Annotated in this window: 21 protein-coding genes; 16 read left to right on the top strand and 5 right to left on the bottom strand. The window is 67.6% G+C overall.

What is annotated here, in order from left to right:
* Positions 1 to 65: 65 nt before the first annotated feature.
* The gene (locus PXD02_RS08800) at positions 66 to 1187 is read left to right on the top strand and encodes a Ppx/GppA phosphatase family protein (RefSeq protein WP_275103549.1); all 1122 of its coding nucleotides are present in this window, start codon (positions 66 to 68) and stop codon (positions 1185 to 1187) included.
* On the top strand, positions 1184 to 1948 hold the full coding sequence (locus PXD02_RS08795) for an RlmE family RNA methyltransferase (RefSeq protein WP_275103548.1): 765 nt from the start codon (positions 1184 to 1186) through the stop codon (positions 1946 to 1948). The genes PXD02_RS08800 and PXD02_RS08795 overlap by 4 nt, the downstream gene beginning before the upstream one ends.
* Here PXD02_RS08795 and PXD02_RS08790 read toward each other — a convergent pair.
* Both PXD02_RS08790 and miaA read right to left on the bottom strand, forming a co-directional pair.
* Positions 1936 to 2862: a helix-turn-helix domain-containing protein gene (locus PXD02_RS08790; RefSeq protein ID WP_275103547.1), complete on the bottom strand. Its 927-nt coding sequence runs from the start codon at positions 2860 to 2862 to the stop codon at positions 1936 to 1938. The two genes, PXD02_RS08795 and PXD02_RS08790, sit on opposite strands and share 13 nt — an antisense overlap.
* Positions 2863 to 3010: 148 nt before the next feature.
* Positions 3011 to 3904, bottom strand: coding sequence for a tRNA (adenosine(37)-N6)-dimethylallyltransferase MiaA (gene miaA, locus PXD02_RS08785; protein ID WP_473092006.1), 894 nt, complete (start codon positions 3902 to 3904; stop codon positions 3011 to 3013).
* Positions 3905 to 3997: 93 nt separating this feature from the next.
* On the opposite strand from miaA, the gene pyrH reads away from it, so the two are divergent.
* The 8 genes from pyrH (at position 3998) to PXD02_RS08745 (ending at position 12531) form a co-directional block, all read left to right on the top strand.
* Positions 3998 to 4732 carry a UMP kinase gene (gene pyrH, locus PXD02_RS08780; RefSeq protein ID WP_275103545.1) on the top strand — a complete coding sequence of 245 codons (735 nt, stop codon included), beginning with the start codon at positions 3998 to 4000 and terminating at the stop codon, positions 4730 to 4732.
* Between the two features lie 116 nt (positions 4733 to 4848).
* Entirely contained in the window at positions 4849 to 5412 is a 564-nt protein-coding gene (frr, locus tag PXD02_RS08775) for a ribosome recycling factor (protein ID WP_275103544.1), read from the top strand.
* Positions 5413 to 5418: 6 nt separating this feature from the next.
* The gene (uppS, locus tag PXD02_RS08770; protein ID WP_473092005.1) at positions 5419 to 6156 is read left to right on the top strand and encodes a polyprenyl diphosphate synthase; all 738 of its coding nucleotides are present in this window, start codon (positions 5419 to 5421) and stop codon (positions 6154 to 6156) included.
* Entirely contained in the window at positions 6153 to 6998 is an 846-nt protein-coding gene (locus PXD02_RS08765; RefSeq protein WP_275103543.1) for a phosphatidate cytidylyltransferase, read from the top strand. The genes uppS and PXD02_RS08765 overlap by 4 nt, the downstream gene beginning before the upstream one ends.
* A gap of 3 nt (positions 6999 to 7001) precedes the next feature.
* Positions 7002 to 8156 (top strand): 1-deoxy-D-xylulose-5-phosphate reductoisomerase, encoded by a 1155-nt coding sequence (gene dxr / locus PXD02_RS08760; protein ID WP_275103542.1) that lies wholly within the window; start codon positions 7002 to 7004, stop codon positions 8154 to 8156.
* Positions 8153 to 9484, top strand: coding sequence for an RIP metalloprotease RseP (gene rseP, locus PXD02_RS08755; RefSeq protein WP_275103541.1), 1332 nt, complete (start codon positions 8153 to 8155; stop codon positions 9482 to 9484). The genes dxr and rseP overlap by 4 nt, the downstream gene beginning before the upstream one ends.
* A gap of 105 nt (positions 9485 to 9589) precedes the next feature.
* On the top strand, positions 9590 to 11890 hold the full coding sequence (bamA, locus tag PXD02_RS08750) for an outer membrane protein assembly factor BamA (RefSeq protein WP_275103540.1): 2301 nt from the start codon (positions 9590 to 9592) through the stop codon (positions 11888 to 11890).
* The gene (locus PXD02_RS08745; protein ID WP_275103539.1) at positions 11890 to 12531 is read left to right on the top strand and encodes an OmpH/Skp family outer membrane protein; all 642 of its coding nucleotides are present in this window, start codon (positions 11890 to 11892) and stop codon (positions 12529 to 12531) included. The genes bamA and PXD02_RS08745 overlap by 1 nt, the downstream gene beginning before the upstream one ends.
* 18 nt (positions 12532 to 12549) lie before the next feature.
* Here PXD02_RS08745 and PXD02_RS08740 read toward each other — a convergent pair whose 3' ends face one another.
* Positions 12550 to 13488: a nucleoside hydrolase gene (locus PXD02_RS08740; protein ID WP_275103538.1), complete on the bottom strand. Its 939-nt coding sequence runs from the start codon at positions 13486 to 13488 to the stop codon at positions 12550 to 12552.
* A gap of 109 nt (positions 13489 to 13597) precedes the next feature.
* Here PXD02_RS08740 and PXD02_RS08735 point away from each other — a divergent pair, with 109 nt between their 5' ends.
* Positions 13598 to 15403 (top strand): ABC-F family ATP-binding cassette domain-containing protein, encoded by a 1806-nt coding sequence (locus PXD02_RS08735; protein ID WP_275103537.1) that lies wholly within the window; start codon positions 13598 to 13600, stop codon positions 15401 to 15403.
* On the opposite strand, the gene PXD02_RS08730 is transcribed toward PXD02_RS08735, so the two are convergent.
* The gene (locus tag PXD02_RS08730; protein ID WP_275103536.1) at positions 15400 to 16371 is read right to left on the bottom strand and encodes a putative zinc-binding metallopeptidase; all 972 of its coding nucleotides are present in this window, start codon (positions 16369 to 16371) and stop codon (positions 15400 to 15402) included. The two genes, PXD02_RS08735 and PXD02_RS08730, sit on opposite strands and share 4 nt — an antisense overlap.
* A gap of 268 nt (positions 16372 to 16639) precedes the next feature.
* Between PXD02_RS08730 and rplU the strand changes: the two genes are divergently transcribed.
* From rplU to PXD02_RS08710, 4 genes are all read left to right on the top strand, one after another.
* Positions 16640 to 17002 (top strand): 50S ribosomal protein L21, encoded by a 363-nt coding sequence (gene rplU, locus PXD02_RS08725; RefSeq protein ID WP_275103535.1) that lies wholly within the window; start codon positions 16640 to 16642, stop codon positions 17000 to 17002.
* A 12-nt stretch (positions 17003 to 17014) separates the two neighbouring features.
* Positions 17015 to 17287 carry a 50S ribosomal protein L27 gene (gene rpmA, locus PXD02_RS08720; RefSeq protein WP_275103534.1) on the top strand — a complete coding sequence of 91 codons (273 nt, stop codon included), beginning with the start codon at positions 17015 to 17017 and terminating at the stop codon, positions 17285 to 17287.
* A 91-nt stretch (positions 17288 to 17378) separates the two neighbouring features.
* A complete protein-coding gene (locus tag PXD02_RS08715; protein WP_473092079.1) occupies positions 17379 to 17945 on the top strand; it encodes a GNAT family N-acetyltransferase in 567 nt (188 codons plus the stop codon).
* Between the two features lie 146 nt (positions 17946 to 18091).
* Complete coding sequence (locus tag PXD02_RS08710; protein ID WP_275106393.1) at positions 18092 to 19072, top strand: LLM class flavin-dependent oxidoreductase; 981 nt, start codon at positions 18092 to 18094, stop codon at positions 19070 to 19072.
* Positions 19073 to 19413: 341 nt separating this feature from the next.
* On the opposite strand, the gene trpS is transcribed toward PXD02_RS08710, so the two are convergent.
* Positions 19414 to 20448, bottom strand: coding sequence for a tryptophan--tRNA ligase (gene trpS, locus PXD02_RS08705; RefSeq protein ID WP_275103532.1), 1035 nt, complete (start codon positions 20446 to 20448; stop codon positions 19414 to 19416).
* Between the two features lie 75 nt (positions 20449 to 20523).
* On the opposite strand from trpS, the gene PXD02_RS08700 reads away from it, so the two are divergent.
* On the top strand, positions 20524 to 21225 hold the full coding sequence (locus PXD02_RS08700; protein ID WP_275103531.1) for a rhomboid family intramembrane serine protease: 702 nt from the start codon (positions 20524 to 20526) through the stop codon (positions 21223 to 21225).
* The last annotated feature ends 1 nt before the right edge of the window (position 21226 follow it).

The raw sequence follows: 21226 nt of genomic DNA, 5'->3' as shown, positions 1-21226 counted from the left end.
CCCCTTGATCGGGTCGGGGGGCCGCGTTACGTTTCGTTCAACTTGATATCGGAGGGCGTGTTGTCATGACGCCCAAGCGTCCTGCGGGTGCGGACGCGTTCCCGAAACCTGCGGTAGAGCCGTCTGGCACCCGAAACCCCGAGGAGGGGGCGCTTTATGCTGCCCTCGACCTCGGCACAAACTCGTGCCGGATGCTGATTGCCCGACCGAAGGGCAGTCAGTTCCAGGTCATCGACAGCTTCTCCAAGCCGGTGCAGCTTGGCCAGGGGCTGGAGGCTTCGGGCCGGCTGTCCCGCGGCTCGATGGTGCGCACGGTCCACGCATTGCAGGTCTGCCGGCGCAAGCTGGAACAGCACCGGGTGCGCCACATGCGCCTGGTCGCGACCGAGGCCTGCCGCCGGGCGAGGAACAGCCGCGACCTGATGCGCACCATCCGGCGCGAGACCGGGTTGCAGATCGAAACCATCGGGGCCGAGGAAGAGGCCCGGCTGGCGGTGATTTCCTGCGCGCCGCTGGTCAGCCACAAGACCGAGACGCTGATGGTCGTCGATATCGGCGGCGGATCGACCGAGCTTGTCTGGATCGACCTGGAAGACGTGGAACCCAAGGAACGCCCCCGCGCGATCATGCGGCTGTCGGACGGTTTCGGCAATCCGCAGCCGGGCGGGGCGCGGGTCGTGGACTGGATCAGCGTGCCCCTGGGCGTGGCGACGCTGCGCGACCAGTTCGCCGATGTCGAGGACGACCAGGGCCGCTTCGCGCTGATGAGCTGGTATTTCGAGGAGATGCTGTCGGGCTTCACCCCCTATGCGCAAGGCTCGCCCGATGACGGGTTCCAGATCATCGGCACGTCCGGCACCGTCACGACGGTCGCCGCCAGCTTCCTGGGCCTGCGCCGTTACGACCGCACCAAGGTCGACGGGCTGGAGATGACCAGCGACCAGATCGACCGGGTGATCCATTCCTATCTGCAACTCGGTCCCGAGGGCCGCCGCGCCGATCCGCGCATCGGCCGCGAACGCCATGCGCTGATCATGTCGGGGGCGGCGATCCTGCAAACGCTGATGCGGGTCTGGCCCACCAGCAAGCTGTCGGTCGCCGATCGCGGCCTGCGAGAGGGGTTGCTTTACGCCCAGATGGTGCGCGATGGGGTGCTGGCAGCCGATGGATTGAACGGAGTGGCATGACGATGACGAAGGCTCCCGGCAGCCGCGAGGGCAAATCCAGCGGGCGCGGCCAGCGCGACCTGCGGGTGCGGGTCAAGACCGCCAAGGGCCGCAAGCTGTCCAGCACGCTGTGGCTGGAACGGCAGTTGAACGACCCCTATGTAGCGCGGGCCCGGCGCGAGGGCTATCGCGGCCGCGCGGCCTACAAGATCCTGGAACTGGACGACAAGTATCGCTTTCTGGTGCCCGGCGCGCGGGTGGTGGACCTGGGCTGCGCGCCCGGCGGCTGGTGCCAGGTCGCCGTGGGCCGGGTGAACGCCCTGGGCGAGAAATCCGGCAAGGCGGTCGGCAAGGTTCTGGGCGTCGATCTGCAAGAGGTCGATCCCATCGCCGGGGCCGAGATCCATCAGCTCGATTTCCTGTCCGAGGGCGCCGACCAGCAGGTCAAGGACTGGCTGGGCGGTCCCGCCGATGTGGTGATGTCGGACATGGCCGCCGCGTCCTCGGGCCACAAGGGCACCGACCATCTGCGCATCGTGGCCCTGGTCGAGGCGGCGGCAGCCCTGGCCTTCGACATCCTCGAACCCGGTGGAACTTTCGTCGCCAAGGTCTTGGCCGGCGGGGCGGAAACGGACATGCAGGCGATGCTGAAACGCAATTTCGACAAGGTGGCGAATGTCAAGCCGCCCGCCAGCCGCAGCGATTCATCCGAGAAATTCGTGGTCGCCACCGGCTTTCGGGGCAGGCCCCAAGCGGATCAGCAGGCCAATCAGCAGGACTGAGCGCGGAAGGCGTCGGGGGTGCGTCCCGTCGCCGCCACGAAGGCGCGGATGAAATGGGCATGGCTGGAATAGCCCAGGTCGGCCGCGATGCGCAGCGTGGGGCGCCGCGTGCCCCGCAGCAGATCGACCGCCCGTTCCAGTTGCAGGTCGTGGATCAACTCCACCGCCCGCTTGCCGCGCGCCGCCAGGCAGGCCTGGTCCAGCGCGCCCATGGTGCTGTTCAGGTCCGCCGCCAGTTCCGCCACCGATCCCGCCGATCCCAGCCGCTGCACCGCAAGCGCCAGGAAGGCTTCGATCAGCGGCAGATCCGGCGCGGCGCCCGCGGCCTGTTCGGGCGGGCGGCCGGGCTGAAGCTGGCCCAGGCGCAGCGACAGCAGGTTCAGCAGGCAGGACAGCGTTCCGGCATCGGGATCGGCGGTTTCCATGGCCAGTTCGTGCAACGTCGCCTCAAGTTGCGCGGCGTGAGAGCCGACATGCGCGGCCATCCCCCGATCCGGCAGCGGCGGTTCGGCCCGCGCCGCAAGCCTGGCCGAGATCAGCGCGACATGGCCCAGCGTTCCCGGCGCCGGCATCGCGGCGAAGGCGGTTCCCGCCGGAATATGGCGCAGATCGCCCGCGCGCAGGATGACATGGCTGCGGGGAAAATCCAGCTGCATCCGCCCTTCGGTGACCCAGATCAGCGTGTGGTCGGGCCGTGTTCGCGGCTGCGGCGGCATCGCCCGGCTGCCCCAGATGAAGGCCTGCAAGGGCAGCAGCCGCATTCCCTGCTGGCGCCCGATGGGGCGGCCTTTGCGCAGGGCGGGCCGCAGCGCGGCGGGGGCGGCGGCCGGCGTGGGCGTGACGACCGCCGGGCGGTCGGGTGCGGCGTCGGCGGCATCGGGAATGCCGGGCGCGTTGACATCGCTGTCCGTCACGCGCCGTCCCGCCCGGATGCGGCTGGGCGAGAAAGGAAAACCGTCCCACTGCGAAGGCCCGAACGCTGACATGAGGACCGCCTGAACATCACTAGATAAGCGGATCATCGCCGAAACTCGGCGGCCGCTCAATCAGGCGCTGCAAGGATCAATCATGGCGTGTGTTTTTTGCATCAGCGGCAACGGGTTGCCAGTCCTTCATCCGCCCCCGGAACCAGATCCGCTGGCCCTTGGCGTATTGGCGGGTGGCGATGATCGCCCGGTCCGTGGCGGTCGGCAGATCCGTCTTGCCCCGCAGGAAGGCGGCCAGTTCCGGGGCGCCGATGGCCCGCGCCCATTGCCGCGCCGGATCCCACTGCGGCAGCATGGCCCGCACCTCGTCCAGCGCGCCCTGCCGCATCATCAGGTGGAACCGGCGCGCGATCCTCTGGGCCAGCCAGTCGCGGTCCGCCGTGACCAGGATGCGCTGCGCGTCGGCGGGGGCGATCAGCGGCGGGGGGGTGTTGGCCTGCCAGTCGGCAAGGCCGCGCCCGGTGGCCTCCAGCACCTCCCAGGCGCGTTGGACGCGGGCGGGGTTCAGGGTGTCGATCCGCGCGCGGGTGGCGGGATCCAGATCGGCCACCATGCGCGCCAGCCCGCCCGGCGCGGCCAGCCGGGCGTCGCCCTCGGCCCGGATCGCGGGCGGTGTTGGCGGGACATAGGCCAGCCCCTGCGTCAGCGCGGTCAGATAAAGTCCGGTGCCGCCCACCACGATCAGCCTCCGGTCCAGAAGCCCCGCCACGTCCCGCAGCCAGTCGCCCACCGAATAGGTGACGCCCGGCGCGACATGGCCGTACAGCGCATGGGGGGCCGCCGCTTCGTCGGCGAGGGACGGGCGCGCGGTCAGCACCCGCCAGCAGGACCAGATTTGCAGCGCGTCGGCATTGACGATCAGCCCGCCCTGCGCCTGGGCCACGCGCAGGGCCAGGGTGGATTTGCCGCTGGCGGTCGGACCTGCGATCAGCAGGTGGCGCGCGGGGTCGATCTGGTCCAGGTCGATCACGGCAGGCGGGCTTTCGAATGGTTGAACACCGCCGCCTTTTGCGACATTTTGCGCGGCGATGAAAGCGACCGGCGCTGACACGAAGGAACCAACATGACCGATCATCGGACGACGGCGCCCGCGCAATACGGCAGGGTAATGCTGAAAATCTCGGGCGAGGCGCTGATGGGCGATCAGGGTTACGGCCTGCACCCGCCCACCGTGGCCCGCATCGCCGACGAGGTCGAATCGGTCCAGAAGATGGGGGTCGAGGTCTGCATGGTCATCGGCGGCGGCAACATCTTCCGCGGCCTGCAAGGCAGCGCCCAGGGGATGGAGCGGACGACCGCCGATTACATGGGGATGCTGGCCACGGTCATGAACGCGCTTGCCATGCAGGCCGCCTTGGAGGCCAAGGGCCTGCATTGCCGCGTCATCAGCGCCATCCGCATGGACGAGGTTTGCGAACCTTACATCCGCCGCCGCGCCATCCGCCACCTGGAAAAGAAGCGGATCGTGATCTTCGCCGCAGGCACCGGAAACCCCTATTTCACCACCGACACCGCCGCCACGCTGCGCGCGAACGAGATGAACTGCGAGGCGATCTTCAAGGGCACCAAGGTCGATGGCGTCTATGACAAGGATCCGAAGAAATTCCCCGACGCCAGGCGTTACGCCGAGGTCAGCTATGACGAGGTGCTGCAAAAGCACCTGGGGGTGATGGATGCCTCGGCGATCGCGCTTGCCCGCGACAACCGCCTGCCGATCATCGTCTTCTCGCTGGACGAACCGGGCGGGTTCCGGGGGATTCTGGAAGGCCGGGGCACCTATACGCGGGTCCATAACTAGAACCGTAACCGGCCGGAGCGGACTGGCGAAGGCTTGCCCAGATCCAGGGCAAAGTCTTTGCCAATGTTTGCATCTCTGGTTACAAGCGATCAAAATTCAATGCAGAGGCAGTTCCCATGGCAGAGGACATCGAAATCGACATCGACGATCTGGAACGGCGGATGAAGGGCGCGATGGAAAGCCTGCGCCACGAATTCTCCAGCCTGCGGACGGGCCGGGCCTCGGCTGCGATGGTGGAACCGGTCCAGGTCGAGGCTTACGGCCAGATGACCCCGATCAACCAGCTTGGCACCGTCAACGTGCCCGAACCGCGCATGGTCACGATCAACGTCTGGGACAAGGGCATGGTCGGCAAGGTCGAAAAGGCCATCCGCGAAAGCGGGCTGGGGATCAACCCGCAGTTGAACGGCACCATCATCATGCTGCCGATCCCCGAGCTGAACGAGGAACGCCGCCGCGAGCTGACCAAGGTCGCCGCGCAATACGCGGAACATGCCCGCGTCGCGATCCGCAACGTGCGCCGCGACGGCATGGACCAGATCAAGAAGGGCAAGGCCAACGGGATGCCCGAGGATGACCAGAAATTCTGGGAAACCGCCGTGCAGGAATTGACCGACAAGATGATCGCCCTGGTCGATCAGGCGCTTGAAGGCAAGCAAGCCGAGATCATGCAGGTCTGAGGAACGATGATGGCCGCTGAAACCGCACCGCTGCTGCAAACCGGCGGGGCCGATCAGCGGCCCCGCCATGTGGCGATCATCATGGACGGCAACGGCCGCTGGGCCACGCAACGCGGCTGGCCGCGCCTGGTCGGCCACCGCCGGGGCGCCGAGCGCGTCAAGCAGATCGTCCGCGCCTGCCCGGATCTGGGCGTGAACTGGCTGACGGTCTATGCCTTTTCCACGGAAAACTGGAAGCGCACGGCCGAGGAAGTCCTGGGTCTGATGAAGATCTTCCGCCGCTATATCCAATACGAGGCCGACGGCATGGCGGCCGAGGGCGTGCGGCTGCGCTTCATCGGCGGGCGAGAGCGGCTGGACGACAAGCTGCGCGCGCTGATGTCCTCGATCGAGGCGCGGACGGCGGGCAATACCCGGCTGAACCTCACCGTGGCGATCAATTACGGCGGCCGCGACGAACTGGTCCGCGCCTCGGCCCGGCTGGCGCAGAAGATCGCGCGGGGCGAGATCGAGACGCCGACCGAGGCCGATCTGACCGCCTGCCTGGACACGGCGGGCCATCCCGATCCCGACCTGGTGATCCGCACCTCGGGCGAGACGCGGACCTCGAACTTCCTGCCCTGGCAGGCGGCTTACGCGGAATACGAATTCACGCCGACGCTGTGGCCCGATTTCACCCCCGACCACCTGGCGCAGATCCTCGACCGCTTCGGGATGCGCGACCGGCGTTTCGGGGGCGCATGAGCGCGGGGCGCGTCAATGCCGTGAAGCCCCCGCCGGGAAAATGGGCCGACCTGTCGCGGCGCGTCGCCTCGACGCTGGTGCTGCTGGGGATCGGCATCATGCTGGCGGTGGCGTCCGGTATCTGGCTGCGGCTGGCGATGGCGATGATCTCGGCGGTGACCTTCTGGGAACTGGCGGCGATGACCGGCTGGCGCCATCCGCGCCTGCATCCCGGCATCTTCGGTGCCTGGCGGCCCTTTGCCCTGGCGGTCATCGCCTTCATGTCGCAGGTCGTGGCGCAGATGTTCGACCATCCGGCGGCGGTTTTGGCGTTGCTGTTTCCGCTGCTCGCGGGGTTGCCCGGCGCGGCCACGCGCGACCGCTGGACCTATGCGATCTTCGGGCTGGCGATCATGCTGGCCGCCTATGGCCTGGTCGGGTTCCGCGAGGAGCTCGGCCTGTCCTTCGTGCTGTGGCTGATGGGCATCGTCATCATCTCCGACACGGCGGGCTATTTCTTCGGGCGGATGATCGGGGGGCCGAAATTCTGGCCCTCGCTCAGCCCCAAGAAAACCTGGTCGGGGACCGTCGCCGGGTGGATCGGCGCGGCGCTGCTGGGGGCGGCCCTGTATGCGGGGGGGCATGGCGATCTGCTGCTGATCTGGATATCGCCCCTGGTCTGCCTTGCCGGGCAGATGGGCGACATCGCCGAAAGCTGGCTGAAGCGGCGCGCGGGGGTCAAGGACAGTTCGAACCTGATCCCCGGCCATGGCGGCTTCATGGACCGCTTCGACGCGGTGACGGGGGCGGTGCTGGCCACCATGCTGATCGGGCTGCTGACGGCGCTGCCGGCGGTGAACTGAGGGATGCGGCGAATCTCGATCTTCGGGGCCACCGGGTCCGTGGGCGCGAATGGCGTCGACCTGATCCGCCGGGCGGGGCCGGGGATCTATCGCACCGTGGCGCTGACCGGCGGGCGGAATATCCCGCGGCTGGCGCAGATGGCGCGCGATCTGCGGGCCGAGGTCGCGGTGACGGCGCGACCCGAGCTTCTGGACGAGCTGCGCGACGCCCTGGCGGGCAGTGGCGTCGAGGCGGCGGCGGGACCGCAGGCGCTGATCGAGGCGGCGGGGCGTCCGGCGGATTGGGTGCTGTCGGCCATCGTCGGCGCGGCGGGGCTGGTGCCGGGGCTGACGGCGCTGGCGCAAGGCGGCGTCCTGGCGCTTGCGAACAAGGAATCGCTGGTCTGCGCCGGTCCCATGATCCATGCGGCGGCCGCGCGCGGCGGCGCCACGATCCTGCCGGTCGATTCCGAACATTCGGCGATCTTTCAGGCGCTTGGATCTGATAATCTCGATTCCGTCACGGATGTGACCATCACCGCGTCGGGCGGCGCCTTCCGTGACTGGCCGCTGGAGCGGCTGGCCGCGGCGACGGTGGCCGAGGCCTCCACCCATCCCAACTGGGCGATGGGCCAGCGGATCACCATCGACAGCGCGTCGATGTTCAACAAGGCGATGGAAGTCATCGAGGCGAAAGAGTTTTTCGGCCTGCGCCCCGACCGGATCAAGGTGCTGGTCCACCCCGAATCGATCATTCACGCGATGGTCAGCCATGTCGATGGCGGCACCATCGCCCATCTGGGCGCGCCCGACATGCGCCACGCCATCGGCTATGCATTGAACTGGCCCGCACGCGCGCCCCTGCCGGTGGCGCCGCTGGATCTGGCCGCGCTTGGCAGCCTGACCTTCCGCGCCCCGGACGAGACCCGCTGGCCCGCCCTGCGCCTGGCGCGCGAGGTCATGGCGGCGGGCGGCATGGCGGGGGCGGTCTTCAACGCCGCCAAGGAACAGGCGCTTGACGATTTCATCGCCGGGCGCATCGCCTTCACGCAGATGGCCCCTCGCGTGGAAATGACCTTGCAGGCCCTGTCGGCGCGGGCGGGTTTCGGCGATGATCCGGCCGACCTGGAAACGGTCCTGCATTGGGACCGCGAAGCACGCAAGGAAGCCGCCGCATGAGTGATCTGATCCCGCAATTCGGCGGCACGCTGTGGACGCTGGCCGCGTTCTTCGTGGCCCTGGCGGTGATCGTCACCGTCCATGAATTCGGCCATTACTATATCGGCAGGCTGTCGGGGATCCGGGCCGAGGTGTTTTCCATCGGCTTCGGCCCGCGCCTGCTGTCGCGCCGCGACCGGCGGGGGACGCTGTGGCAGGTGGCGGCGGTGCCGCTGGGCGGCTATGTGCGGTTCCTGGGCGACGCCAACGCGGCCAGCGCGGGGCCGGGGCGCGCGGTCGATCCGGCGCTGCGGCGGCAGACGCTGACCGGCGCGCCGCTCTGGGCGCGGTTCGCCACGCTGCTGGCCGGGCCGGTATTCAACTTCATCCTGTCGATCCTGATCTTCGGCGGTTTTGCCCTGGTCCAGGGCCTGCCGACCGCGGAACCGCAGGTCGGCATGATCGCCGAGGCACCGCCCGGCACGGTCAACGACCTGCGGCCGGGCGACCGGATCCTGGCCCTGGGCGGCCAGCCGGTCGAGACATGGCGCGACATCGGCCGGATCGCCGAAACCCTGCCGGTGGCGGATCACCAGGACTGGCGCGTGTTGCGCGACGGGTCCGAGATCACCGTGCGCGGCCCCGACCCGATGCCCGCCCGGATCAGCGGCGTGGCCCCGCGCAGCGCGGCGGCGGATGCCGGGCTGCGCGCGGGCGATGTGGTCACCGCCATCGGCGGCCGGCCGGTCAGCCGCTTCACCCAGATGCGCGAGGCGGTCGAGGCCGCCGAGGGCCACCCGCTGGCCTTGCAGGTCTGGCGTCCCGGCGCGGGCGTCGCGGATTACACGCTGGTCCCGAAGATGCAGGATCTGCCCGCCGAGGGCGGCGGCTATGAACGCCGCTGGCTGATCGGCGTGACCGGCGGCGAAAGCTTCTTCGCCCCCGCCATGCGCAGCGCCGGGCCGCTGGAATCGCTGGGGCTGGGCGCGGCGCAGACCTGGGGCATCATCACCTCGTCCCTGTCGGGGATGTGGGCGATGATCTCGGGCCAGATCGGGACGTGCAACCTGGGCGGCGCGATCAGCATCGCCGAAAGCACGGGGCAGGCGGCCAGCGCCGGGGGCGGCAGCTTCCTGTGGTGGATCGCCGTCCTGTCGGCCGCCATCGGCTTCCTGAACCTGCTGCCGATCCCCGTCCTGGATGGCGGCCACCTGATGTTTTACGTGTGGGAGGCCGTGACGGGCCACCCGCCCTCGGACAGGGCGCTGAGCCTGCTGACCGCGATCGGCATGGCCGCGGTGCTGTCGCTGATGATTTTCGGCCTGACCAACGATCTTTTCTGCCCCTGACCGCGATGCGCTTTTGACAGCGCAGGCGGTTTGAGGCACAAGCTGGATGCAAAAGAAGGCGCCGCAAGCAGCGCCAAAGCAGGCTGACGATCAAGAGGGGCAGCGATGACACGGAAACTGGGCAAGGGCGCGGTCGCCCTGGTGACGGCCTTGACGATTGCAGCCCCGGCGGCGCTGATCCCCGGCGCGGCCTCGGCCTATGTCTTCAACGACGTGCGGATCGAGGGCGCGGCCCGCGTCGAACCGGCGACCGTGCTGTCCTATGCCAATATCGCGCGCGGTCAGGACGTGTCGGCGGGCGAGTTGAACGACGCGCTGCAACGGCTGCAAAATTCCGGCCTGTTCGAGACGGTGGAAATCGTTCCGCAGGGCGGCGTCCTGGTGATCCGGGTCAGCGAATATCCGACCATCAACCAGATCAGCTTCGAGGGCAACCGCCGCATCAAGGACGAGCAGCTGTCCGAGATCGTGCAGAGCCAGTCCCGCCGGGTCTATCAGCCCAGCCAGGCCCTGCAGGACGCCAACAACATCGCCCAGGCCTATGCCGCGCAGGGGCGCCTGGCCGCCCGCGTCGATCCGCGCATCATTCGCCGCAGCGACAACCGCGTCGATCTGGTCTTCGAGGTCCGCGAGGGCAATGTCACCGAGATCGAGCGCATCGGCTTTACCGGCAACCGCGCCTTTTCCGACCGCCGGCTGCGCAACGTGCTGGGCACCAAGCAGGCGGGCATCCTGCGCACCTTCATCCGCCGCGACACCTTCGCGCCCGAACGGCTGCAACTGGACGAACAGCTTCTGACCGATTTCTACCGCTCTCGCGGCTATGCCGATTTCAGGGTGCAGGCGGTGGCGCCGGAACTGGCCCGCGAACGCGACGCCTTCTATATCACCTTCAACATCCAGGAAGGCCCGCGCTATCGCTTCGCGCAGGTCAACACGATCTCGGAAATTCCGGGCGTCGATGCGGGGCCTTTCGCCGCGCAGAACCGGGTGGACCGGGGCGATGTCTACAACCCCGCCGCCATCGACAACACCATCCGCCGGATGGAGACGGTGGCGATCCAGCAGGGCCTGAACTTCGTCAATATCGAACCGCGCGTGACGCGCAACCCGCAAAACCAGACGCTGGATCTGACCTTCGCGCTGACCCGCGGGCCGCGCGTCTTCGTCGAACGCATCGACATCGAGGGCAACACCACCACGCTGGACCAGGTGATCCGCCGCCAGTTCAACACGGTCGAGGGCGATCCCTTCAACCCCCGCGAAATCCGCAACGCCGCCGAACGGATCCGAGCGCTTGGCTATTTCAGCGACGCGCAGGTGGACAGCCGCCCCGGCAGCAGCAACGAACAGGTCATCGTCGACGTGAACGTCGAGGAACAGCCGACCGGGTCGCTGTCCTTCGGGGCATCCTATGGCGTGTCCTCGGGCGTGGGGCTGAACGCGTCCTTGCAGGAAAACAACTTTTTGGGGCGCGGCCAGACGGTGGGGCTGACGATTTCCACCGCCGATGGCGACCAGGCGTCGTCGCTGACCTTCATCGAGCCGTATTTCCTGGGCCGCGACCTGCGCTTCGGCTTCAACACCTATTACAACGTCACCGAAAGCCTGAACTCGGACTATAACACCCGGTCCGTGGGGGTGCGTCCGTCGATCGAATTTCCGGTCTCGCAGAACGGGCGGCTGGAGTTGCGCTATCGCCTGTCCAAGGAAACGCTGAGCGGGGTCGAGGCCGAAAGCTCGGATCTGCTGAAGGACGAGGAAGGGCAGCGCGTCACCTCGGCGCTTGGCTATAGCTACAACTGGGACACGCGCGTCACCGGGCTGGATCCGCTGACCAGCTACAAGCTGCGGTTTTCCCAGGATTTCGCGGGGCTTGGCGGCGATACGAAAAGCGTGACGACCGGTCTTCTGGCGGGTGTGGAAAGCACCGCATGGCGCGAGGACGTGACCCTGCGCGCCGAATTCGAGGCGGGGGCGATCCATTCCTACAGCGATTATTCCACCTGGATCCTGGACCGCTATCGCGGCGGCAACCGCATCCGGGGATTCGAACCCAATGGCATCGGCCCGCGCGACCTGGCGGCGGAAAACGAGGACGGTCTGGGCGGCAACTATTTCTGGGTGGTCCGCACCGAGGCGCAGTTCCCGGTCGGCCTGCCCGAGGAATACGGGATCTCGGGCGGCCTGTTCGCGGATGTCGGGTCGATCTGGGGGCTGGACAACACGGTCGGCACCGGGGGCGCCAACGTCGACGATTCGATGAACATCCGCGCCTCGGTCGGCGCGTCGCTGTTCTGGACGACGCCCATCGGGCCGCTGCGGTTCAACTTCTCGAAGGCGATCCGGAAAGAGGATTATGACGAGCCGCAGAACTTCGACCTGACCATTTCGACGCGGTTCTGATGGCTTGTCGCTGGCGGCTTGCGGTCGCTCTGCTGCTGATCCTGCCGGGGCCGGCCCTGGCGCAGCAGGCCCCGCAGGATGCCGCGCCCCCGGCGCCCGCCCTGCCGTCGCCCGTCCTGCCGCCGCCCGCCATCCAGCCCCCGGCTGCTGCGCTGCCCGGTGCGGCACCGATCCTCACCGTCGATCAGGACGTGCTGTTCGCCGCATCCGACTGGGGCCGGCGGACGCAGCGCGTGCTGGACGAGGAAGGCGGCAAGATCGAGGCCGAGAACGAGCGTCTGGCAAGCCAGCTTTCCGCCGAGGAAGCGTCCTTGACGGAACGGCGCGGCACCCTGGATCCGGCCGAATTCCGCAAGCTGGCCGAGGCTTTCGATACCCGCGCGACCGAGGTGCGCCGCCAGCGGGCCCAGGTGGTCCAGGATCTGAACGCCTGGGCCGAGGCCGACCGCACCGCCTTCTATCGCGCGGCGCGGCCGCTGATGGCCGAGATGATGCAGGAACGCGGCGCTGTGGCGGTGCTGGACCGGCGCACGGTCTTCGTGTCGATGGACGCCATCGACATGACGCAGGCCCTGGTGGCGCGGCTGAACGCGGCCCTGGGGGATGGCGCGGGCACCGTGCCGCTGCCCGGCCAGAAATAGGTCAGGGCAGGAAATAGGTCAGGGCAGGCTGGCCAGCCGGTCGGCCAGCAGCGTGAACAGCGCGTCGCGGTCCACGTGGCGGATGAAATTCGCGTTGGCCGGACGGTCGGTCACGCGCCACCAGTCGGCCACGGTCATGCCTGTGGTGAAGCGGCCCGCGGTCTCGATCTCCACGTTGATGTGGCGGCCGGTGAACAGGTCGGGGCGCAGCAGCCAGACGATGGCGCAGGGATCGTGCAGCGGCGCGCCCTCGCTTCCGTATTTCTCCTTGTCGAAGCGTTCGAAGAAATCCGTCCAGCTTGCGATGGCGGGGCCGCAGCGGCCGGGCAGGGCGCGCATCCGATCAATCCAGTCGCGCGATGTCAGGGCCTCATGCGTCGCGTCCAGCGGCATCACCACCAGCGGCGCGCCGGCCGCGAAAACCTCGGCCGCCGCTTCGGGGTCCACGAAGATGTTGAATTCGGCGGCGGGGGTGATGTTGCCCACCTCGAAATAGGCGCCGCCCATCAGGACGATTTCCTGAACCCGGCCCGCGATGTCGGGCGCCTGGCGAAAGGCCTTGGCGATGTTGGTCAGCGGGCCGATGGGCACCAGCGTCACGGTGCCCGCCGGTTCGCGGCGCAGGGTTTCGACGATGAAATCCACCGCGTGCTGCGGGTGCGGGCGGATCCGCGGTTCCGGCAGGTCGATTCCGTCCAGGCCGGAGTTGCCGTGGACATGTTCCGCCGTGATCAGCGGGCGCGTCAGGGGCCGGTCGCAGCCCGCGAAGACCGGAATGTCGGGGCGGCCCGCCAGTTCCAGGATCTTGCGCGCGTTCAGTTCCGTCAGGGCCAGCGGCACGTTCCCGGCGACGGCGGTCAGGCCCAGCACCTCCAGTTCCGGGCTGGCCAGCGCCAGCAGGATCGCCACGGCGTCGTCCTGGCCGGGATCGGTGTCGATGATGATCTTGCGCGCCATGGCGGCCTCCTGAGCCTTGGCCCGAGTTTTGAAAGCGAATTGCACGATGCGCAAGTCCCCTTGAGCGGGATCCATTGACCGCCTGCCCGGCGCGCGCTAGGGCGCGGGCATGGCACGCGCACCCCTTCTTCAACTGACCGACATTTCCCTGACCTTCGGCGGCGATCCCGTGTTCGCCGGGCTGTCGCTGACCGTCCAGCCCGGCGACCGGGTGGCCCTGGTGGGGCGCAACGGATCGGGCAAATCGACGCTGATGAAGGTCATGGCGGGCCTGGTCGAACCCGACCGGGGCGAGGTCGTGGTCAGCGCCGGGGTCTCGACCGGCTATATGGAACAGGATCCCGACCTGTCGGGATTCACGACGCTGGGCGAGTTCGCCGCGTCCGGCCTGCCCGAATCCGAAGCCTATCGCGTCGAGATGGCGGCCGAGGGGCTGAAATTCGATCCCGCCCGTCCCGTCGCCACCGCATCGGGGGGCGAACGCCGCCGCGCCGCGCTGGCGCGCCTGCTGGCCCAGGCGCCCGAACTGATGCTACTGGACGAACCGACCAACCATCTGGACATCCAGGCGATCGGCTGGCTGGAGGATCACCTGTCCCAGACCCGCGCCGCCTATGTGCTGATCAGCCACGACCGCGCCTTCCTGCGCCGCCTGACCCGCGCCACCCTGTGGATCGACCGGGGCGAGGTGCGCCGCCAGGAGCGCGGCTTCGAGGGGTTCGAGGATTGGCGCGAAGCCGTCTGGGCGGCCGAGGATGACGCCCGCCACAAGCTGGACCGCAAGATCAAGGCCGAGGCCCGCTGGGCCGTCGAGGGGATCAGCGCGCGGCGCAAGCGCAACCAGGGCCGGGTCCGCGCCTTGGCCGCGCTGCGCGCCGAACGCGGCGCCCAGATCCGCCGCCAGGGCACGGCGGCGATGGCGTTCGATTCGGGGCCGCAATCGGGCAGGAAGGTGATCGAGGCCAAGGGCATCGCCAAGGCCTTCGGCGGGCGGACGATCCTGCGGCCCTTCGATCTGCGGGTGAACCGGGGCGACCGCGTGGCCTTCGTCGGCCCCAACGGCGCGGGCAAGACCACGCTGATCAAGATGCTGACGGGGGAAATCGCCCCCGACCAGGGCACCGTCACGCTGGGCACCAATCTGGAACTGGCGGTCTTCGATCAGGCCCGCGCGGCGCTGAATCCCGACCAGACGCTGTGGGAATCGCTGACCGGCGATCCCGAGATGCGCGTCTCGGGCCGGGCCGACCAGGTGATGGTGCGGGGCCAGCCGCGGCATGTGGTGGCCTATCTCAAGGATTTCCTGTTCGACGACGCCCAGGCCCGCGCGCCGGTCCGCAGCCTGTCGGGCGGCGAGAAGGCGCGGCTGCTGCTGGCCCGGCTGATGGCCCGGCCTTCGAACCTGCTGGTGCTGGACGAACCGACCAACGACCTGGACGTGGAAACGCTGGATCTGTTGCAGGATCTGCTGGGAGATTACGACGGAACTGTGCTGCTGGTCAGCCACGATCGCGACTTCATCGACCGCGTGGCCGACACCACCGTGGCGATGGAGGGGGATGGGCAGGCGACCGTCTATGCGGGCGGCTGGACCGATTACCGCGCCCAGCGGGGCGAGGATGCGCCCACAACAGCCGAACCCGTGAAAAAAACCGAGGCCGCGCCCGAGAGAGCCAAGGCCGCCCGCTCCGGCCTGTCCTTCACCGAACGCCACCGCCTTGAGGCGTTGCCCGGCCTGATCGAACGGCTGGAGGCGGAAATCGCCAAGCTGTCCGAATTTCTGGCCCAGCCCGACCTGTTCCAGACCGCCCCCGCCAAGTTCCAGAAGGCGACCCAAGCCCTGGCCGAGCGTCAGGACGCCCTGTCCGCAGCCGAGGAGGAATGGCTGATGCTGGAGGAAAAGGCCGAAACCTAGGCCCCGCGCGCGGCATGGTCGCTGATCCAGCCATGCGCGAAGGTCATCTTCGCGCGGATGGTCGGCGTCAGGATGAAGGGATACAGATCCGAATTGTCCAGGGCGCGGTTGATGTCGTTGATGGCGATGGCAACTTCGGCCGCGATGTTCAGCAGGTTGTCGGCGTTCTGGTCGGCATAGGGCCGATAGCCGCCGGGCACCCCCTGCATCGACAGGCCCGCGCTGACGAAGCTGTCGGTGAAATCCACCATGTGCAGCAGATGCGCCACCGTCTCGGCCCAATCCTCGTGCGGGTGAGAGGTGGCATAGGCGGTGATGAAATCCTCTCCGGGAGATTTGGGGTTGGCATAGTGTTCCCGAAGGGCGCCGTTGTAGTCGGCGGTCTCGTCCCCGAACAGCGGGCGGAACCCGTCCAGGAAACCCGGCGCCACGGCCAGCCGGTCGAACAGGAAATGCGCCAGCTCGTGCCGGAAATGGCCGACCATCGACCGGTATTGTTCGCCCAGCTTGTGCCGGCGCTGGATGCGGATCAGCTCGTCGGCTTCGGTCACGTTGATGACGATCTCGCCGTTGTCATGGCCCATCATGATCTGCACGGCCCGCCCGCCGGTGTTTTCGGACAGCATCTGGAACCGTGGCCGCATTCCCCCGTCGGCGTCGGTGAACCACTGCCAGTTCGACAGGTTCGCCAGCACCCAGCGTTTGGCCCGTTCGGCCCGTTCCAGAAGCTGCTGGTTGTCGCCGATATGCAGCGCCGGGACGACATCGGACATGGCGCAGGACCGGCACAGCGATTCGCCCGGAATTGCGGCCCAGTTGCATCGGATGGTGTCGCGGTTGGCGCAGGGGACGGCCTGGTTCCACATCGCGCGCGCCTCGGGCTCATAGAAAAGCGGCTCGCCGCAGGCGCAGAAGGTGTTCTCGAAATAGACGCGGGCGTGACAGGCCGGACAGGTGAAGCTCTGCATGATCGGTGTCCTTGGTGGGCTGCTGACCAAGCCCCGGTCGATGCCGAGGTTCCTGGGCGCAACAAAAATTCCGGTTCGGGCAAGGCGGCTTGACTTGAATGGGGGAATGCGTCATATGCAGGCGGACCGGCCGGGCGAACGCCCTTGGCCGGTGTGTTATTTTCAATGACATCCCCATGCGCGGGATGCGCTGTCCGAAGGCGGGTCTGATCCCTCAACGCCGGTTCGATCCGGGGCCGAAGGACGCGGCAACGAAGGAAACGAAGCGATGTTCGCGGTTCTGAAGACAGGCGGCAAGCAATACAAGGTGCAGGCGGGCGACGTCCTGCGCGTTGAAAAGCTGAATGCCGCGGCTGGCGACAAGGTCCAGTTCAACGAAATCCTGATGGTCGGCACGACCCTGGGCGCGCCGCTGGTCGATGGCGCCTGCGTGCAGGCCGAGGTGATCGACCAGATCAAGGCCGACAAGGTCATCACCTATGTCAAGCGCCGCCGCAAGCACAGCTCTCAGCGCACGCGCGGGCATCGCCAGCAGTTGACCCTGCTGCGCGTGACCGATGTTCTGGACAACGGCGCAGACAAGACCGGTGTGAAGGCCGCCCTCGGCGCGCGCACCAAAGAAAACGCGTAAGGAGACTGACCCATGGCACATAAGAAAGCAGGCGGTTCGTCCCGCAACGGCCGCGATTCGGCCGGTCGCCGTCTGGGCGTCAAGCTGTTCGGCGGGCAGGAAGCCAGTGCCGGCAACATCATCGTGCGCCAGCGCGGCACCAAATGGTGGGCGGGCGACAATGTCGGCATGGGCAAGGATCATACCCTGTTCGCGCTGACCGATGGCCAGGTGACCTTCAAGAAGGGCCTGAAGGGCCGCACCTTCATTTCGGTCCTTCCCGCAACCATCGAAGCCGCCGAGTAACCCGAACTTAACAAATCGCTGTTACAGGGGATCGGCGAAAGCCGGTCCCCAGTTGTTTTTCCGGGGAGGAAAAATGGTCATGTCAGCACCGATGCGGGAGGGGACGCCTTTGGACGACCTCAAGATCTCGGACGCCGCGCTGAACCAGCCCGTCATCGTCACCGAACGCTTCATCCTGCGCCCCCTGCGTCCGTCCGACGCGGGAATGATCGCGCATTACACCGCGGACAAGCGGGTGGCCGAAGGAACACGGGCGATCCCGCACCCCTTGCCGCCCGGCGCGTCCGAGGGATTCGTGGCACGCGCCCTGTCCGCCGACCGGACCGAGGATGTCTGGGCCATCGACGGATCGGCCAACAAGCTGGCCGAACTGCTGGGCGTCGTCTCTCTGACCCGGATGGAGGGTGACCAGTCCGAACTGGGCTTCTGGATCGGCGCGGGGTTCTGGAACACCGGCTTCGCGACCGAGGCGGTCGAGGCCCTGGTCAAGGCCAATCCGCACAAGGCCCGCACCCTGTTCGCCGAGGTGTTCCAGGACAATCCCGGCTCGGCCCGCGTGCTGACGAATTGCGGCTTTGTCTATCTGGGCGACGCGGAAAGCTGGTCGGTCGCCCGCGATGCGCGCGTTCCGACCTGGACCTATCTGCGCAAGATGTGAAGGGCAGGGGGCGCTCGCGCCCCCTCTGGCGCGCGGGCGCGCCATTCACCCCCCGAGGATATTTGGGTGAAGAAGAAGGCGGGTCGCCGATTTCGCAGCCGGCCGCTTGCATTCCGGGGGCGAGATCATAACTCGGCCTCATGAGCATTCCGTTTTCCCTTTTGGATCTGTCGCCGGTGCCCGAAGGGTCCGAACCCGCCGATGCGATCCGCAACACCCTGGATCTTGCGCGTCATGCCGAGGACTGGGGTTATCGCCGGTTCTGGCTGGCCGAACATCACAACATGCCGGGCATCGCCAGTGCCGCGACCGCCGTCCTGATCGGGCTGGTGGCGCAGGTGACGCGCACCATGCGCGTGGGCGCCGGCGGGATCATGCTGCCCAATCACGCGCCGCTGACCGTGGCCGAGGCGTTCGGCACGCTGGCGACCGCCTTTCCCGGTCGCATCGACCTGGGGCTGGGCCGCGCGCCGGGCGGCGATGGGGCCGTGATCCGGGCGCTGCGCCGCGACCGGATGGCCGACAGCTTTCCGCAGGATGTGGTCGAGCTGCTGGATTACCTTGGACCCGAACGGCCCGGCGCCGCCGTCCGTGCGCTGCCGGGCGAGGGCACGAACGTCCCCGTCTGGATCCTGGGCAGCAGCCTGTTCGGCGCCCAGCTTGCCGCGCATCTGGGCCTGCCCTATGCCTTTGCCAGCCATTTCGCGCCGGGCGACATGGAGCATGCCGTCGCCCTCTATCGCGAACGGTTCCGCCCCGGTCCATGGAACGACAGGCCGCAGGTGATGATCGCGATCAACGTCTTTGCGGCGGATGACGCGGAACAGGCCCGCTATCTGCGGACCTCGATGCAGCTGGCCTTCGCGCGGCTGCGCACGGGAATGCCCGGCAAGCTGCCGCGTCCGGTGGCCGATCTGGATGCCGAGATCGGCCCGCAGATGCGGCGCATGGTGGATGAGGCGCTGCGGATCAGCGCGGTCGGCGACAGGGGCCAGGTGAAGGACCAGCTTCAGGCGCTGATCGCCCGGCATCGCCCGGACGAGGTGATCCTGACCGGGCAGATCCACGATCATCAGGCGCGGCTGCATAGCTTCGAGATCGCGGCGGATGTGATGCGATCCCTTTAGGGCTGCGAGGCGGTGCTGGCAGGATGGCGCGAGGCTGTCTTGCTGGCGGATGTCCCGATGGTGCTGGCAGGTTGAACCACGGGCTGGCTGGCGGAACGCTGGCTTGCTGGAGGTTCGGAAAGCTGGCTGGCGGTGTCGCTTGCTGGCTTTGTTCCACCCCTTTTAACGGCACTGGCCGAGGAGTGCAAGAAAAACCATTGAAATCAAATAGTTGACTGTTTCAGTCGGAAGTATCGCAAGGCCTTGTCCGCAAAGGAAAACTGCCGCCACGCGCCGCAGGCCGTGAAAAAGCCGCCGATGCGGCGGGCAAAGGCGGCTTGGGAATGGCGGGCGTCGGGGAATCAGGGCCGGGTGCGCAGCAGGCCCATGATGTCCTTGGTCCGCTCCAGAATCGGGGTCGCAAGTTCGTCTGCGCGAACAGCGCCTTCGCCCAGGATGCGGTCGATTTCGGCCGGGTCGGCCATGAAGTCGTTCATCCGCCGCGTGATCGGTTGCAGCGACGCCACGGCCAGGTCCGCCAGCGCCGGCTTGAAGGCGCCGAAGCCCTGCCCCTCGAATCGGGACAGCACCTGGTCGGGGGTCTCATCGGCCAGCGCGGCATAGATGTTGACCAGGTTCTTCGCCTCGGGCCGGTCCTTCAGCCCGTCGAGGCTGCCCGGCAGCGGGTCGGCATCGGTGCGGGCCTTGCGGATCTTCTGGGCGATGGTGTCGGCGTCATCGGTCAGGTTGATGCGGCTGGCATCCGAGGGATCGGATTTCGACATCTTCTTCGACCCGTCGCGCAGGGACATGACGCGGGTCGCCACGCCCTCGATCAGGGGTTCGGTGATCGGGAACTGCTCGACCCCGTAATCGTGGTTGAACTTGGCGGCGATGTCGCGGGTCAGTTCCAGATGCTGTTTCTGATCCTCGCCCACCGGCACGGCGGTCGCCTGATAGGTCAGGATGTCGGCGGCCATCAGCGCCGGATAGGCCAGCAGGCCCAGGCTGACGTTTTCGGTGTTCTTGCCCGCCTTGTCCTTGAACTGGGTCATCCGGTACATCCAGCCGACGCGAGCCACGGTATTGAAAAGCCAGCCCATTTCGGCATGGGCGGACACCTGGGACTGGTTGAACAGGATCGACTGCCGGGGATCGACGCCCGAGGCCATGAAGGCCGCCGCCGCCTCGCGGATATTGCGGCGCAGGGTTTCGGGATCCTGCCAGACGGTGATCGCGTGCAGGTCCACCAGGCAATAGATCGTCTGCGCATCGCCGCCTTGCAGCGCCGCGAAGCGTTTCAGCGCACCCAGGTAATTGCCCAGCGTCAGCCCGCCCGAGGGCTGGATCCCGGAGAAGATGCGGGGGGTGAAACGAGTCTTCGGCGTCTCGGTCATGTCGGGCCTGCTTGGATTTTCGCTGCCAGTGGCTTAGCCCTTGGCCAAAGCGATCGCAACCGCGAAGGAAACCCGATGCGCCAGGCCATGCCCGTCTCGCCCCTCAACCCGATTCCCGCCGCCGTCTGGGCGCTGTGCCTGCCCGCGATCGCCGGAGAGATCCTGTTCCTGTTGGGCCAGACCGGGCTGATCGGCGGCGCGCAGGGCGTGGGGCTGCGGCTGTCGGCCATGCAGATGACCGCCTTCGCGCCCGAGATGGTGCAGCGCATGTGGCAGTTGGGCGCGGTCGATTGGGACCAGGCTTACCGCATCCTGTCCTACAGCTTCGTCAATTCGTCCTTCACCCATGCGGCCTTCGTGGTGGTCTTCACCCTGGCGCTTGGCAACATGATCGCGCGCGAGTTCCGGCCCTGGGCGGTGATCGCGCTGTTCCTGGGATCGGCCATCGGCGGCGCCCTGGTCTATACGGCGGCGATTTCGCTGCTGCCGGGGCGGCCGGGACCTCTGATCGGCGGCTATCCGGCGGTCTATGGGCTGGTGGGGGCCTTCACCTTCCTGCTGTGGACGCGGCTTGGCGCCGTCCACGCCAACCGGATGCGGGCCTTCACGCTGATCGGGATGTTGCTGGCCTTCCAGCTTGTGTTCGGCATCGTCTTCGGCGGCGCGGGCTTTGGCTGGATCGCCGAGATCGCCGGGTTTTTCGTGGGCTTCGGTCTCAGCTTCCTGCTGGTCGACGGCGGGATGCAACGGGTCTTGCGCCAGATCAGGGCGCGCTGAC

The sequence above is a fragment of the Paracoccus sp. S3-43 genome (assembly GCF_029027965.1).
GTDB lineage: Bacteria > Pseudomonadota > Alphaproteobacteria > Rhodobacterales > Rhodobacteraceae > Paracoccus.
The sequence above is the reverse complement of the archived record's forward strand: the minus strand, read 5'-3'. Positions and strand labels throughout refer to the sequence as shown.

Bases quoted from the DNA above. Each gene is read 5' to 3' on its own strand.
- PXD02_RS08800 (WP_275103549.1), top strand. From the start codon at position 66: ATGACGCCCAAGCGTCCTGCGGGTGCGGACGCGTTCCCGAAACCTGCG.
- PXD02_RS08795 (WP_275103548.1), top strand. From the start codon at position 1,184: ATGACGATGACGAAGGCTCCCGGCAGCCGCGAGGGCAAATCCAGCGGG.
- pyrH (WP_275103545.1), top strand. From the start codon at position 3,998: ATGACCGATCATCGGACGACGGCGCCCGCGCAATACGGCAGGGTAATG.
- frr (WP_275103544.1), top strand. From the start codon at position 4,849: ATGGCAGAGGACATCGAAATCGACATCGACGATCTGGAACGGCGGATG.
- uppS (WP_473092005.1), top strand. From the start codon at position 5,419: ATGATGGCCGCTGAAACCGCACCGCTGCTGCAAACCGGCGGGGCCGAT.
- PXD02_RS08765 (WP_275103543.1), top strand. From the start codon at position 6,153: ATGAGCGCGGGGCGCGTCAATGCCGTGAAGCCCCCGCCGGGAAAATGG.
- dxr (WP_275103542.1), top strand. From the start codon at position 7,002: ATGCGGCGAATCTCGATCTTCGGGGCCACCGGGTCCGTGGGCGCGAAT.
- rseP (WP_275103541.1), top strand. From the start codon at position 8,153: ATGAGTGATCTGATCCCGCAATTCGGCGGCACGCTGTGGACGCTGGCC.
- bamA (WP_275103540.1), top strand. From the start codon at position 9,590: ATGACACGGAAACTGGGCAAGGGCGCGGTCGCCCTGGTGACGGCCTTG.
- PXD02_RS08745 (WP_275103539.1), top strand. From the start codon at position 11,890: ATGGCTTGTCGCTGGCGGCTTGCGGTCGCTCTGCTGCTGATCCTGCCG.
- PXD02_RS08740 (WP_275103538.1), bottom strand. From the start codon at position 13,488: ATGGCGCGCAAGATCATCATCGACACCGATCCCGGCCAGGACGACGCC.
- PXD02_RS08735 (WP_275103537.1), top strand. From the start codon at position 13,598: ATGGCACGCGCACCCCTTCTTCAACTGACCGACATTTCCCTGACCTTC.
- PXD02_RS08730 (WP_275103536.1), bottom strand. From the start codon at position 16,371: ATGCAGAGCTTCACCTGTCCGGCCTGTCACGCCCGCGTCTATTTCGAG.
- rplU (WP_275103535.1), top strand. From the start codon at position 16,640: ATGTTCGCGGTTCTGAAGACAGGCGGCAAGCAATACAAGGTGCAGGCG.
- rpmA (WP_275103534.1), top strand. From the start codon at position 17,015: ATGGCACATAAGAAAGCAGGCGGTTCGTCCCGCAACGGCCGCGATTCG.
- PXD02_RS08715 (WP_473092079.1), top strand. From the start codon at position 17,379: ATGCGGGAGGGGACGCCTTTGGACGACCTCAAGATCTCGGACGCCGCG.
- trpS (WP_275103532.1), bottom strand. From the start codon at position 20,448: ATGACCGAGACGCCGAAGACTCGTTTCACCCCCCGCATCTTCTCCGGG.
- PXD02_RS08700 (WP_275103531.1), top strand. From the start codon at position 20,524: ATGCGCCAGGCCATGCCCGTCTCGCCCCTCAACCCGATTCCCGCCGCC.